This window comes from Candidatus Nitrosopumilus sp. (assembly GCF_965263415.1).
Taxonomy (GTDB): domain Archaea; phylum Thermoproteota; class Nitrososphaeria; order Nitrososphaerales; family Nitrosopumilaceae; genus Nitrosopumilus.
On sequence record NZ_OZ253671.1, the window covers coordinates 1,426,017 to 1,440,092 of the forward strand.

General features: G+C 34.7%; 17 protein-coding genes. 11 read left to right on the forward strand and 6 right to left on the reverse strand.

Translation table 11 applies throughout. The features are described 5' to 3' along the window. Positions 1-33 precede the first annotated feature (33 nt). The 4 genes from ACQY22_RS09200 to ACQY22_RS09215 all read left to right on the forward strand — a co-directional run bounded on the left by ACQY22_RS09200 (position 34) and on the right by ACQY22_RS09215 (position 2,026). Positions 34-261, forward strand: coding sequence for a DUF504 domain-containing protein (locus ACQY22_RS09200; protein ID WP_428324391.1), 228 nt, complete (start codon positions 34-36; stop codon positions 259-261). Positions 262-263: 2 nt separating this feature from the next. Further along, positions 264-1,373 (forward strand): OBG GTPase family GTP-binding protein, encoded by a 1,110-nt coding sequence (locus ACQY22_RS09205; protein ID WP_428324392.1) that lies wholly within the window; start codon positions 264-266, stop codon positions 1,371-1,373. A gap of 55 nt (positions 1,374-1,428) precedes the next feature. Continuing rightward, on the forward strand, positions 1,429-1,566 hold the full coding sequence (locus ACQY22_RS09210; protein WP_182126834.1) for a hypothetical protein: 138 nt from the start codon (positions 1,429-1,431) through the stop codon (positions 1,564-1,566). Positions 1,567-1,681: 115 nt separating this feature from the next. Then, entirely contained in the window at positions 1,682-2,026 is a 345-nt protein-coding gene (locus tag ACQY22_RS09215) for a hypothetical protein (protein ID WP_428324393.1), read from the forward strand. 125 nt (positions 2,027-2,151) lie between these two features. Here ACQY22_RS09215 and ACQY22_RS09220 read toward each other — a convergent pair whose 3' ends face one another. Continuing rightward, entirely contained in the window at positions 2,152-3,786 is a 1,635-nt protein-coding gene (locus ACQY22_RS09220; protein ID WP_428325545.1) for a collagen-like protein, read from the reverse strand. A 121-nt stretch (positions 3,787-3,907) separates the two neighbouring features. Here ACQY22_RS09220 and ACQY22_RS09225 point away from each other — a divergent pair, with 121 nt between their 5' ends. Then, entirely contained in the window at positions 3,908-5,029 is a 1,122-nt protein-coding gene (locus tag ACQY22_RS09225; RefSeq protein WP_428324394.1) for a tetratricopeptide repeat protein, read from the forward strand. On the opposite strand, the gene ACQY22_RS09230 is transcribed toward ACQY22_RS09225, so the two are convergent. Beyond that, positions 5,030-5,827 (reverse strand): sulfurtransferase, encoded by a 798-nt coding sequence (locus tag ACQY22_RS09230; protein WP_428324395.1) that lies wholly within the window; start codon positions 5,825-5,827, stop codon positions 5,030-5,032. Further along, a complete protein-coding gene (locus ACQY22_RS09235) occupies positions 5,824-7,632 on the reverse strand; it encodes a nitrite/sulfite reductase (RefSeq protein WP_428324396.1) in 1,809 nt (602 codons plus the stop codon). Before ACQY22_RS09235 ends, ACQY22_RS09230 begins: the two co-directional genes overlap by 4 nt. A 189-nt stretch (positions 7,633-7,821) precedes the next feature. Between ACQY22_RS09235 and ACQY22_RS09240 the strand changes: the two genes are divergently transcribed. After that, entirely contained in the window at positions 7,822-8,640 is an 819-nt protein-coding gene (locus tag ACQY22_RS09240) for a sulfide-dependent adenosine diphosphate thiazole synthase (protein WP_428324397.1), read from the forward strand. Positions 8,641-8,663: 23 nt separating this feature from the next. Next, positions 8,664-9,434, forward strand: coding sequence for a DUF6775 family putative metallopeptidase (locus tag ACQY22_RS09245; RefSeq protein ID WP_428324398.1), 771 nt, complete (start codon positions 8,664-8,666; stop codon positions 9,432-9,434). Here ACQY22_RS09245 and ACQY22_RS09250 read toward each other — a convergent pair. Both ACQY22_RS09250 and ACQY22_RS09255 read right to left on the reverse strand, forming a co-directional pair. Then, positions 9,425-10,327 carry a malate dehydrogenase gene (locus ACQY22_RS09250; RefSeq protein WP_428324399.1) on the reverse strand — a complete coding sequence of 301 codons (903 nt, stop codon included), beginning with the start codon at positions 10,325-10,327 and terminating at the stop codon, positions 9,425-9,427. The two genes, ACQY22_RS09245 and ACQY22_RS09250, sit on opposite strands and share 10 nt — an antisense overlap. Before the next feature lie 15 nt (positions 10,328-10,342). After that, entirely contained in the window at positions 10,343-10,774 is a 432-nt protein-coding gene (locus ACQY22_RS09255; protein ID WP_428324400.1) for a universal stress protein, read from the reverse strand. 124 nt (positions 10,775-10,898) lie between these two features. Between ACQY22_RS09255 and ACQY22_RS09260 the strand changes: the two genes are divergently transcribed. From ACQY22_RS09260 to ACQY22_RS09275, 4 genes are read left to right on the forward strand one after another with little or no spacing between them, the layout of a single operon-like run. Further along, complete coding sequence (locus ACQY22_RS09260; protein ID WP_428324401.1) at positions 10,899-11,309, forward strand: CBS domain-containing protein; 411 nt, start codon at positions 10,899-10,901, stop codon at positions 11,307-11,309. Between the two features lie 48 nt (positions 11,310-11,357). After that, on the forward strand, positions 11,358-12,362 hold the full coding sequence (gene trxB, locus ACQY22_RS09265; protein WP_428324402.1) for a thioredoxin-disulfide reductase: 1,005 nt from the start codon (positions 11,358-11,360) through the stop codon (positions 12,360-12,362). Further along, positions 12,359-12,574: a hypothetical protein gene (locus ACQY22_RS09270; RefSeq protein ID WP_428324403.1), complete on the forward strand. Its 216-nt coding sequence runs from the start codon at positions 12,359-12,361 to the stop codon at positions 12,572-12,574. Before trxB ends, ACQY22_RS09270 begins: the two co-directional genes overlap by 4 nt. A gap of 32 nt (positions 12,575-12,606) precedes the next feature. Beyond that, positions 12,607-13,080, forward strand: coding sequence for a hypothetical protein (locus ACQY22_RS09275; protein ID WP_428324404.1), 474 nt, complete (start codon positions 12,607-12,609; stop codon positions 13,078-13,080). Here the strand turns inward: ACQY22_RS09275 and ACQY22_RS09280 are convergent, their stop codons facing one another. Beyond that, on the reverse strand, positions 13,081-14,073 hold the full coding sequence (locus ACQY22_RS09280; protein WP_428324405.1) for a cysteine synthase family protein: 993 nt from the start codon (positions 14,071-14,073) through the stop codon (positions 13,081-13,083). It abuts the gene before it with no gap. Positions 14,074-14,076: the final 3 nt, after the last annotated feature.

Sequence of the window (14,076 nt, forward strand, 5' to 3'; positions counted from 1 at the left end):
ATTGTTCATTAATGCAGTGATTTTACTCAAAATATGGCAAAAAAAGGAATTATTGAAGAGATTTTCAGTAAAGCAAAATTTGCAGACAAATCTCAAACATACAAAATTTTCTACAGAAATTTTGAAAGAATAGTTGAAACTACTTTGCCAGAATTTTTGGTTCAATCAAACAATCTGCAAACCATACCAATAAGCAGAATAAAGAAAATTAAAAAAAATAATACGATTTTATTTGAAAAGAAAATGACAGGTAGTGAATAGTATTGGGAATTCCTGAAAAAATCAAAGCCATTCAAGATGAAATGGCAAGAACTCAAATCAACAAAGCAACAGAACATCATCTTGGATTACTAAAAGCAAAGATTGCAAAACTCAAAAGAGAACAAGAAGACAACGCTGTAAAAAAATCTGGAATGAAACAAGATGGGTTTGATGTTAGAAGAACAGGAGATGCAACAGTAGTGTTTATCGGATTGCCAAGTGTTGGAAAATCAACATTACTAAACAAATTAACGGGTGCAAAATCAGCAGTAGGAGCATTTCAATTTACAACATTAACAGTAGTACCAGGAATGATGGAGTACAGAGGAGCAAAAATTCAGGTGTTGGATTTGCCAGGAATTATCAAAGGCGCATCGACAGGTAAGGGATTAGGAAAGAGAATTCTATCAGTGGCAAGAACAGCAGATCTTGTACTATTGGTTTTAGACGTATTTCAGCCATATCACGAAGATGTGCTAGTTAATGAACTAGGAAATATTGGAATTAGATTAAACCAACTTCCTCCAAACATAACAATTGAAAAAGCATCAATGGGAGGAATTGCAATTGCCCAACAAGTCAAACTCACAAAAATTACAGAAAAACATTTGAAAGATATTTTACATCTTTATGGAATTGTCAGTGCACGTGTTGTTGTTAGAGAAGACATAACGTCAGAGCAAATATCAGATCATATTGCAGGGAACATTAGTTATTCAAAAGCACTTACTATTTTAAACAAAATTGATTTAGTTGATGAAAAGTTTTTGAAAGATTTGAAAACAAAAATCAAATCAGATGTAATTGAAGTGTCAGCAAATTCAGATATCAATATAGAAGTATTACAAGAAAAAATTTACGAGAAATTAAAATTCATCAGAATATACATGCGTCCAAAAGGTGGAGAGACCGACTTTAAAGAACCATTAATTGCAAGAGAAGGGGATTCCGTAGAAGATATTTGTAACAAGTTACATCGAAGAATGAAAAGAGAGTTCAGATATGGATTGGTATGGGGGAAAAGTGTAAAATTCGGAGGACAAAGAGTAGGTCTAAGTCATATTTTACAAGATGAAGATGTGTTAACAATCATCAAAAAACGTGGAACATAATTAAAAAAAGTTGAACATGGATCAAGAATTTGAACATCGTTGGTGTAAGTTTTGCATGACAAAAACAAAACAAGAATTAGTTTTTCTTCCAGAAATGGCAACATACAAGCGTAGAAGGAAATACAAATGCACAATTTGTGGAAAAACAAGTTGGTTGCAAGGTAGAAGACCATCTGCTGAAGGTGTTTATTGAAAATTTTACGATCAAAAATATTTTTTGAAAAAAAAATTACTTGAGAAATTGTAATCACTTTGTGTAAATTTCTTTAGTTTAACCACTGAAAAACAATGAAAAACTCGATCAAAACATGGCAGCTAAACGAAAAGCCGCTCCAAAGAGAAAAGCAGCTCCAAAGAGAAAAGCCGCAAAAAGAAAGGCAGCTCCAAAGAGAAAAGCAGCTCCAAAGAGAAAGGCAGCTAAAAGAAAGACTGCAGCTAAAAAAGCAGCTCCAAAGAGAAAAGCCGCAAAAAGAAAGGCAGCTCCAAAGAGAAAGACTGCAGCTAAAAAAGCAGCTCCAAAGAGAAAAGCCGCAAAAAGAAAGGCAGCTCCAAAGAGAAAGACTGCAGCTAAAAAAGCAGCTCCAAAGAGAAAAGCAGCTCCAAAGAGAAAAGCAGCTCCAAAGAGAAAAGCAGCAGCAAAAAGACGAAGATAAACTCGTCAACAAATTAACAATCGTCACAAGACGAATTGTTTTCCATTTTTCTAAAACAAATTAGTGAAAACTGTACAAGAGTATTCTGGATGAAAAAAATTTGTAAGAAAAATTATTTTCAAAAATTAGTAAAGATAACTCATTAGTTTGATTTGTTCTTCAGTACTAATGACATTTTTCTCAGTTAGTATTTCTAACAATTCTTTGAATAACGCTTTTTGTTCAGAAGACATTCCACCTGATGGACCTTTTTCTCCGGGTGGACCGGGTGGACCTCTTGGACCTGCGGGACCTAATGGACCTTGTTCGCCACGAGGACCTGCTTCACCAATAGAACCTATTGGTCCTGTTGGACCACGTTCTCCTTGTGGACCTTGAATTCCTTGTGGACCTTGTGGACCTTTTTCTCCGGCAGAACCTGTTGGACCACGTTCTCCTTGTGAGCCTTGTGGACCAACTGTACCTATTTCTCCGGGCGGGCCTGTTGGACCTGTTAAGCCTTTTTCTCCCGATGGACCTGGAGGACCTTTGTCGCCTTTTTCTCCTTGCGGACCAGGAACACCTGTTAAGCCTTTAGCACCAGCTGGACCTTGTGGACCTTGTGGACCTTTTTCTCCAATTGGACCTTCAATTCCTTTAGGACCTTTGTCGCCGAGAGGACCAGGTGGACCGATTGGACCTTTGTCGCCGGGAGATCCAGTTGGACCTGTTAAGCCTTTGTCGCCGAGAGGACCAGGTGGACCGATTGGACCTTTTTCTCCAATTGGACCTACTGGACCTTTTTCTCCAATTGGACCAGGGCCACCTTGAATTCCTTTTTCTCCTTGAACACCTGCTTGTCCGGTTGGACCTTTTTCTCCAGGAGTTCCAACAGGACCTGTTAAGCCTTTATCACCAGGAGGACCTGCGGGACCTTTTTCTCCTTTTTCTCCAGGAGAACCTCTCAATCCAGTTAAGCCTTTATCACCAGGAGGGCCGGTTGGACCTTTTTCTCCTTTTTCTCCTCCAGGACCTTTTAATCCAGTAGGACCTTTGTCGCCAATTGGACCAGTTGCACCTTTGTCACCTTTGTCACCAACGGGACCAGGTATTCCTTTGTCACCTTTGTCACCTTTATCTCCAGTAATTCCTTTATCTCCAGTTAGTCCTTTGTCACCTGCAATTCCTTTGTCACCTGCGGGACCTTTGTCACCAGTAGGACCTTTGTCGCCGGGAGATCCTTGTGGACCGTCAGGACCTTTGTCGCCGGCGGGACCTACTTGTCCAGGAGGACCTTGTGGACCTTTGTCGCCGGGAGATCCTTGTGGACCAGGAGCACCTTTTGCACCTGGAGATCCTTGAATAGTAGGAACACGAGGACTTGATTTAGTAGAACGTTTTTGTGTTGTAGGTTCAGAACTTGATTTAGTTTTAGTTTCAGTTTCAGTAGAAGGTTGAGGGGCTGGTTTGGTTTTTGGTTTTGATAATGGAACATCAAATACAGAATGAAGTGATGAAAATAGATCAGTTACAACTATCCAAATTGTTTCTAATTCTAATACAGATGATGGAATTGGATTTTCAGGAGAACCGATTGTTTCAGAAAAGACTCCATCTTTAACTCGTAGATGAAAATTTCCACGCCAAAGAGACGTGAATTGTTTAGATTTAATTTGTTCATCAGAAGGTCTACTGCCAACAATTGCAATTTGAGCCTCATACACGCCAGATTGTTTGAATGGTGCCTGACCTTGGATTTCTAATCTAGATTGAGATGACACATACGATTGTTTATACTTCAAGTATTTCTGTATTTAGATCGCATGATTAGATTCTGAATTAAATTGGTTTTCAGGCTCAGGGAGGATAGTATTTATCTAGATAAAACCGCATTTTGGGCTAGTGAAGAAACCTTTCGGGAAAAAATCAGAGGAAAAAGAAGAAGAGTCTAAAGTAGAGAAAAAGTCTAAAGAGACTGCACTAGTAGATATTGATTACAATCGCAAGAGACTCTTTAAGAAAGGAGTCAATCTAATGGCAGATGAAAAACTAGAAGAGGCCATTACAGTTTTTGAACAAGCACTAAGAATAGATCCAGATAACGTTGAAACATTATTGAAATTAGGATATGCAAGATTCCACCTTGATGATTACCATGAAGCACTAAGAGTTTACGATAAAATTTTAGACATTGACGTTACAAATCCAGAAGCTTGGAATCTAAAAGGATTGGTGCATTATGAACAGAAAAATTATTCCAAGGCTCTTGATTCAGTTGAAAAAGCAATTGAAACTGATCCAACATATGGAATGGCTTGGTACAACAAAGCATGTTTCTTGTCATTACTAAATCAAGTTCCAGAATCATTGGAATCATTGAAACGTTCAATTGAAATTGATGTAAAAAATGCTAGAAAATCAATTAGAGATAAAGATTTTGTCAATGTTAGAGTTGAAGAAGGGTTCAAAAGAATTCAAGAAGTTGTTGTTTTGGAATCAGTTAGACAAGGTTATCACACAATTGGTTCAATAGTATGGACAACATTTCTAGATAAAAAAGATGCAGAAGATGCATTAAGAAAATTATTAGAGAAAGGGTTGATTGTTCAAAATGAAAAGAGAGACGGCCTAAGTAGAATTCCAGTTTATGATCTTGCTCCAAATGTTGCAGAAAAAATGGGCAAAGAGAAGAAAGGCTTGTTTGGAATTACAAGAAAGAAGTTACCAAAACCAGTAAAGAATTTAAAAGAATTAAGTCAAGCAATTCAAGTTGCAAAAGAAGCAATTGAAGAAGAAAATGCAGAAAAAGCAATTGAAATATTTGACGAGTTTATTGATCCTAAAAAATCAGGAGAACATATGATTGAAAACTTCTTTGATCAACATAGAGAAATAAGATTATGGAAAATCAGATTAAAAGATAGAGGTAACGACTACATTGCAGAAAATAAAGAAAAGATGTTGATACTATTTGATAATGTAGAAGTTACAATTACTAAAAAACTCAGAAACGAAATTTCTTAACTATTCAGCAGACAGATCCCAATAGTTTGCATCTTCTTGTTTAACAGTAGGTTTTTGAAGATTTTTCCACTCTTTGAAAGAGCGAACGTATAGTTTTGCGTTTGGCAAGCCTGCGGTTTTGAGTGCATAATATGCCAATCCAGAAAGTGTGCCTACACTTCCACAATAAGTTATGATTTCAGTATTTCCAGTAACGCCACGATTATCAAGTAAGCGTTTCATGTCCTCTTTTGGACGTAAAATTTTGTCATTTGATGCAAGTGTTCTGTATGGAAGACTAATTGCACCAGGAATGTGTTGTTCAAGGAAGTTCAACCTCTCTCTATTATCAATTAAAATCACATCATCACGTTCTTTTGCAGATTCCAAATAATCAGAAGTGGCCAAAATATCAGATTGTAACTTCATAGAGTGATCCTTACTTTGAATATCAGGGGTTTGAGAATCGCTTTCCAATCCAAGGGATTTCCAGTTACTATAAGTAGTTTCAAGTAAACTTACGTCTGAATGTCCAAGGTATTCTAAAGTCCATGCAACTCTAGATGCTAATGCGCCAAATGTATCATCATAAACTACAACACGAGTTTCATCATCAATTCCCATGGAGTTTACTAATTTTACAACTCGTTCAGGACTATCATCAGACAAGAGGTTTGCTAAAGGTAGGTTCACAGCAGTTGATATGTGATCTTTTTTGTAATCATCTTCTCGTCTTACATCAATTACTCTAACACTTTTGTCCCTTATTTCTGAACGTAAAGAGTCTACATCAGTTGTAATGGTACCAGATTCGGTCAAGCAGCACACTCACCTTTTCCAGTTTTAGTATGATAACTAGTATCACTACCATAATCAAGATAGAAATCAGGGTCATCTTCTTTTGTTGGAGGAATTGTTAATGGGTCAATTGCTTTTTTGATATCATTGAGTGTTTTGATTTCAGAATCCTCAGTATTTGTTGCAACTCTATGAATCCAAGATTTTAGAGTGTCATCTGATTTCTTGTGTTTTTTAAACAACTCTATAATTTTCAAGATTACAGGAATTACTCTTTTTGCAGGAACTCTATGACAGATTTGTCCCAACATTGCATCACCATCAGAACGTCCACCTAAAGACATCTGATAATTTGCATACATGTCTTTTCCAACGCGTGCACCTCCTCCAAAAAATCCAATGGTTGCAATTCCATGCTGACCACAAGAGTTTGGACATCCACTAATTTTGATAGATGCGTCACGTAGATCATCATCTTCATCAAGTTTTAGTTCCAAAAATTTTCTTTGAATTTCTTTAGCTAGTCTATGTGAATTTGTTAATGCCAAATTACAGGAAGTTGTGCCAGAACATCCAATAGGAGCAGTCATGGTGAGGGCGCCTGATTTTGCAAGACCAATTTCAAGTAGTTTAGAATACAAACGTGGTAAATCATCTTCATGAACATAACGTAATGCAATATTTTGAACAAAACCAGCACGAGCCTTACCTTCTGCAGAAAAGTCACGAATGATTTCTGCTAATGTAAGTAATTGGCTTGAAGTAATATCACCTGCTTCAAGAGTGATGTATGCAGTTCTGTAATCAGATTGTTTTTGTGTTTCAGTGTTAGTTTTTAGCCATCGTGCATAACCATCAGGTGCTCCACTTCCACTTTCATCACTTACTCTAATTGGGCGTTTAATTTCATCAGGAGTGTGATCAACATCAAGTTGCGTAATTACAGATTGAGTAGCTCTTACTACTGCTCTTTCTTTTAATACAAGATTTTGGAATTTTTCCCAACCCATGTCATTTACAAGATAGCGCATTCTATTTCTCGCAAGATTTTTTCTATCTCCTAATCTATCAAAGATTTTCACTACAGCAATTGAAGTGTAAAGTAAATCTTCTTCAGGAGTAAAGTCTTCTAATTGATGTCCAACAAACGATCTATTGCCCAATCCACCACCAAGGAATATTTTGAATCCTCTTTGAATAGTTCCATCCACTTCTCTTATCTGGGGAATCAATCCAACATCAACAATTCTTACCATTCCATGTTTCTCACAACATGTAAAAGTGAATTTGAATTTACGAGGTAGATTTTGACTCATAGGATTTCTCAAAAAGAATTTTGCAGTAGCACGTGCGTATGGAGTTGAATCAAATTCTTCATTAGGACAAACACCAGTCATTGGACTACACATTACATTTCTTACACTATTTCCACATGCTTCTCTTGATGTCATTCCCACATCAGCAAGACCACGAAGAATTTCTGAGACATCTTCAAGAATTACCCAGTGTAATTGAACGCTTTCTCTAGTTGTGATATGGGCACTTCCAATAGAATATTGTTCACTTAGTTGAGATAATTTTTCAATTTGATGAGGGTAAATTTCACCTGCAGGCAGTTTAATTCTAACCATAGCATAATCGTTAGTCATTCTAGTACCATATGCACCGTGTTGAAGTCTGAATCGTCTGAAACTAGCTTCGTCGTATTTTCCCTGACGGAATAATTTTACAGTCTTTGCAAAATTATCAGCCTCTTCAATTCTTGCCCAATTGATTTTAGGTTTAGGAGAATCAGGTGCAGATTGTTTAAGATCAGATACTGTCAATATAATGAAATTTCTTTTTGTTGTGATATAAATTTTTGAGAAATGGAGGTTTTAGGACTCAAACTTTCAAGGCTGACAGGATATTTCCTGTATTTTTAGGAATAATCGTTTTACAGATATGGAATAATTAGTATCTCCTAATTTTTGAAGGTGGCAAAGTATTAATGGGTTCTAGACAAGAATTTTTTCATGCAAGAAGCAACTGTAGCAGAACAATCAACAAAAATATTTACTGACGTACGTGAAGTTGAAATCACACAAGCAATTGCAAATGAATTTCACAAAGTTCTAATTGATAGAGCAGAGTCAGATGTAATCATTATTGGTGCAGGTCCAGCAGGACTCACTGCAAGTAGAGAACTTTCAAACTTGGGTTTCAAAGTTTTAGTTATTGAACAAAACAACTACCTAGGTGGAGGATATTGGTTAGGAGGTTATATGATGAATCCAGTTACAGTTAGAGAACCTGCACAAAAAATTTGGGATGAATTAGGTGTTCCATACAAAAAAGTACAAGACGGATTGTATCTGACACCAGGACCACATGCAGTATCAAAATTAATTGCTGGTGCATGTGATGCAGGAGTAAAATTCTTACAACTAACAAAGTTTGATGATTTGGTTCTAAAGAACGGAAGAGTTTCAGGAATTGTTGTTAATTGGATGCCAGTATCAGCATTGCCACGTAACATTACATGTGTTGATCCAGTTGCATTTGAAGCTAAAATAATCATCGATGCATCAGGACATGATTCTGTTGCAGTAAAAAGACTAGTTGACAGAGGTTTAGCTGAATGGAAAGGAATGGAGCCAATGTTTGTAAATGACGGTGAAGAGCACGTCGTTCACAAAACAGGTGAAGTATACCCAGGACTTATCGCAGCAGGAATGTCAGTCACAGAAACTCACGGACTAGCAAGAATGGGACCAACTTTTGGTTCAATGTTATACTCTGGAAAGAGAGCAGCAGAGATTGCAGCTGAGAAAATCAAAGAGTTAGAAAGATAAGCAATCAAACCCATGTTTTCTTATTGAAAACAAGTAAAATTATCATTTATGATGAACCTACAGTTCCAGAAATTCAGATTAAAAAACTTGAAAAATTTCTTCATGACACATTTCATGCAGATACAGAAATAAGGAAAAATTTTTTTGAAAATAGAGAAGATGAAATATTTCAAGAGATTGCCACTACAAGAGTTTTTGAATTAAAAAAACCATTTTCAAAACATATCCCAACAAAATTAGAAATACAAATAGAAAAAGAAAATATAGATAATTCACAAAATGAAGAAAAAATTCTTTATGATGGATTTGAATTTCAAAAAATAATTTCAAAATTCATTCCTTCAAATGAAAATGACCAAGAGATTTTGAATATAATTTTCACAAACAAATTAACATGTACATTTGATGAAAGTGATTTTAGATATCATGCAAGAGCATTAATTGGAACAAATCCTGCAATAATTTCAACAACAGGAATAATTGAAGCACCTGCAAAACCTAAAGAATACTATCTTGATTTAATGGTAAATTTTACTAAAGAAAGTGCAGAAAAAATCAAAGAAAAGTACAAAGGAGAATTTTTAGAGTATAATGATTCGAGGATAACAGAGGTTGTAGAAGGTTATCTGCTTCAAGCCGTTATGTATTACGAAACAGGGGAAGCATTTTGTGAAGATAGGGAATGTAGATTGTATAATGCACATTGGCAAAAAGAATTACTGTACACACAATCAAACAAGAAATTGTGTAAGAATCATGAAGAGAGTCTCAGAAAAATAATCAATCATTCATGAATAGATTTTATGTCATTACGGATTTTTTCAGATGATTTTTTTAGAGAAGATGATTCTGTATCATCAAGTTTAATTTTTTGTATTTCAGACACTCCATTTTGATTAATTATCACAGGTACACCCATTGCGACATCATGTTCATCATATTCACCATCAAGAACAATAGAAGCAGGTACTAGGATTTCTTTTTTATTTCTAATAGCATCAATGACATCAAAGGTATTTTTGGCAATACCAAATTGTGATCTACTCTTATAATTTCTCAAAAGTTTCCAATAATTTCGAACATTTTCAGTAATGATATCCCTACTATCAATCATAGAAAATAAGGGATTACCCCCAACAGTTACACCTGAAAAGATAGGAACCATAGAATCACCGTGTTCTCCCAAAACAATTGCATTAGAAATCGAAGATTGAGGAACAGACAAAGTTTCAGAAATATAATAACGAAATCTACTTGTATCAAGACTAGAAGCAATTCCAATTACTTTGAATCTAGAAAAACCACTGTATTTTTGAAAAAAATAAGTCATTACGTCAAGAGGATTTGAAACTATCAAAACTATTGCAGAAGGGCAATATTGTTTTATTTTTTCTGAGATATCTTTTATCATTTTAACTTGTAAATCCATATTTTCAGATCTATCCTTAGTGTAAACACCAACACTTGCAGCAATAACAACAATATCAGACCCAACTAATTCAGAATAATCATCAGTTCCACGAATAGAAAATTTAGATGTTGCAGGAATTGAATTTGCAACATCTAATGCTTCACCAATTGCTTTTTCTTTTGTTGTATTTACAAGTAAAACATCATCTAATCCATTTGAAACACAAAGAAATGCAATAGATGTGCCAACTCTTCCAGTACCTACGATTGAAATCAATTAAACCACATTCAACTATTTGACAATTAGAACTGGTTTTTTAGATTTATGTAAAACATAATTTGAAACACTTCCAAGGAAAATTTCCTTTGCAGAACTTCTACCACGAGCGCCAATCACAACTAAATCAATTTTGTTTTTAGAGTTATTCAAAAACCGAGATATGTCATAACCAGGATCACCAGTAAGCGATTTCCCAATTAATTTAATGCCTTTTTTTGCAGCACGTATTTTAGCATCTTCAAGAGTTTTTTTTACTTCTTTCATAGAATTGAAATCCAAAAATCCTAACGGATGAATTGCATATATTCCAGGCACAGATTTTACAGTCAATGCAGTAATTGTTCCATGAGATTGCCTTGCAAGGTGTATAGCCATATCTAAACCACGAATAGAATTGTTAGAGCCATCTAATGGAACAAGAATTTTTTTGGTTTTTATGACCATATCGTTAATAGAACAATAATTAATTTAAAAGACCTTTTGATTTTCAAGAATGATAATTTAAAATCTATATCAAATAGTTGGGAATTTTAAAAAAAATATGGAAAATACGTTTGTAAATCAAATAATGAGTAAGAATGTTCTAACAGTAAATATTTCAGAAACATTAGAAGAAGTAGCAAAAAAAATGAGAGAGAAAAATATAGGATGTGTTATTGTGATAGATAAAATTGCAACATTAGGAATAGTTACAGAAAGAGATTTTGTTACAAAAATTGTTGCAGAAAGAAAAGCACCGCATGCAAAAATTTTTGAAGTAATGTCATCACCACTAATTACAATAAAATCAGATGAAACAATTTGGGAAGCTGCAGAAATCATGAAAGAAAAATCCATACATAAGCTACCAGTTTTGGAGGATGAAGAAATTGTCGGGATCATTACAACTACAGATATTGTAAAAATTTCAAGCCTTGGATCTGATTCTCAAATGCGTAAAATATGTGATCAGATTCTTATGAGAATGAAAGACAATTAATCAAAAAAGATATTCACTTAAATTATTGAAATTAAAAGATGAATTATCATGATGGCGGCAGATGAGGGAGCGACAGTCCTTGAATCAAAAGACGAAGGCCCAAAGATGCCAGATAAGAAAAAAACAAAGTTTGATGTTGTGATTATCGGTGCCGGTCCTTCTGGATATACAGCTGGAATTTATTGTTCCAGAGCAGGATATGACACTTTAATTTTATCAGGAATATTACCTGGAGGGCAACTAGTCAATACAACTGAAGTTGAAAATTATCCAGGATTTGAGAAAGGAATCATGGGCCCAGATTTAATGATAGAAATGAGAAAACAATGCCAAAGAATGGGAACAACTATTGTAGATGATGAGGCTGTAGATGTAGATTTTAGACGGAGTCCCCTCAAAGTATTGACAGCATCAGAAGAATATGAAGGTCGTGCAATTATCATTGCAACAGGTGCAAATCCTAGAAAGCTGGGATTAGAGGGTGAAGAAACTTTTGGAGGAAAGGGCGTGTCTTATTGTGCAACGTGTGATGGACCATTCTTTAGAAATCAAGAATTAGTGGTAGTTGGAGGAGGAGATTCTGCAATAGAAGAAGCAACATTTCTTACGAAATTTGCAACCACTGTTCATTTAGTTCACAGAAGAAATGAATTACGCGCAAGCAAAGTAATGCAAGAAAGGGCACTAAGTAATGAAAAAATAAAATTCCATTGGGATTCAGCTGTAGTAGACATTAAAGGAGATCAAAAAATGCAACAGGCAGTTTTGAAAAATCTAAAAACAAATGAAGAGTCAACATTAGATGTCGGAGGTCTTTTTGTTGCAATTGGACATGAACCAAATACAAAATTATTCAAAAATCAAATTGATTTAGATGATGAAGGATATGTGGTACTAAAAAATAAAACATACACAAACGTTGAAGGAGTTTTTGCAGCAGGAGATGTACATGATAGAAGTTATAGACAAGCAATTACAGCTGCAGGTTATGGTTGTATGGCAGCAATTGATGTAGATAAATATCTAACAGAAAGTTCAGATAAACAAGAATGAAAAATGCACAATGCAAAAAATGCTTAAACAAGTTTTTTGAAAAAGAAATCTATACAATTCAACAATTTCAATACAGAGAAGAACCACCATACAAATGGTCATTAGATTATTTCAAAAAAAATGGGGTTGGAGAATGGGATTCATTTTGTGAAATATGTCTGTTAGAATATTCCAAAGAATCTTTTGAGTTTTGGAAAAAATTACAAATCTAAACTCTTTATTGGAACAAAACACACTGATTTTCATGCCTGAAGATACAGAAAATAAGCAAAAAAGCATGAAAGAACACAGTGACAAACTAGCAAAATTAGGCATGGATTTGAGTAAAATTCAATTTAGTTACAAAGTAGAAGAAAAAACATCAAAGGGGTACTGGCAGAAAAGAATTGAAAATTTTAAAGAATATAACAAAAAAGCTTTAGAATATTACAATCAAGTATTTTCATTAATTAAAGTTGCAGATAAAGAAGAATCAGAAAAATTCCTTTTACAAATTAGCAAGTTTCGACAATTGTCATTATCATTGATAGAAATCATGGAAAAAATTCAAGAAAATCCATCAATAATTAATTCAAAAGATAGACAACAAAGTCAATGGAGTAGAGAGATCAAAAATAACATTACAGAACAAAGTAACAAATGTTTACAACATGAAAGAGATATGAATTCATACTTTAGGGATTTTTATGAAAAACATTTGAAAGATGTTTTGGAATAACTAGTATGCTAATTCAGACATGTATTTTGCATCTTTAAGACAATTTTCAAAATTTTCTTCAGACATTACATTTTGTTTTGCATATACACTCTTGAATTTTCGTCCATCATCAGCAAAAATTCCAACTACACATGCATCACTTTCGATAGGGTATTTTTTCATACAAGCATAAACTGCAGCAGATGAAGGACTGATCAACAATTGATCTTTTTCAAAAACAGCTTTTACAACAGAAAATGCTTCTTCATTATCAACAGAAACCCAATCATCAACAACATTTTCTCGTTTTAGAAACAAATCAGGTTTTGCAGATTCTTCAAAATTTCTCCATCCTTGAATGAGGTGATTTTGTTGAGGTTGGCATCCAATGATTTTCACATCAGGGTTTTTTTCTTTAAGAAATGCACCAATACCAGTAATTGTTCCACCAGTACCCACACCAGTAAAGAAATGAGTTACCTTACCCTCAGTTTGTCGCCAAATTTCAGGTCCTGTTCCAATGTAATGGCCTTTGAAATTTGCTTCATTAACATATTGATTTGGGGAATAATACGTATCAGGTCTTGAAGATGCAATAGAAGTTGCAAGGGCAATACTTTGATCAGTTCCTGCACCAACTTTAGGACACAAATCATCACTTGTTTCAAAGACTTTGGCACCCAAATTTCGAATAATATCTTTAGTTTCATTACTTGCCTTTTCAGGAATAACAATCTCGACTTTATATCCCAACAAATTTGCAATTCCAGTTAAAGCAATTCCAGTATTTCCAGAAGTGGGTTCAATGATAATGCTCTTACCTTTTGTTAGAATCCCTTTTTCTTCACCATCTTTTATCATCCAGTATGCTGCTCTGTCTTTTACAGAACCAAATGGATTATGACCTTCTAACTTTGCAAAATAATCTACATCATCATGTGAAAGAGAATCTAATTTTACAAGAGGGGTATTACCTACACGATTCAAAACATCTGTGTCAGTTACAGTAGTCATGAT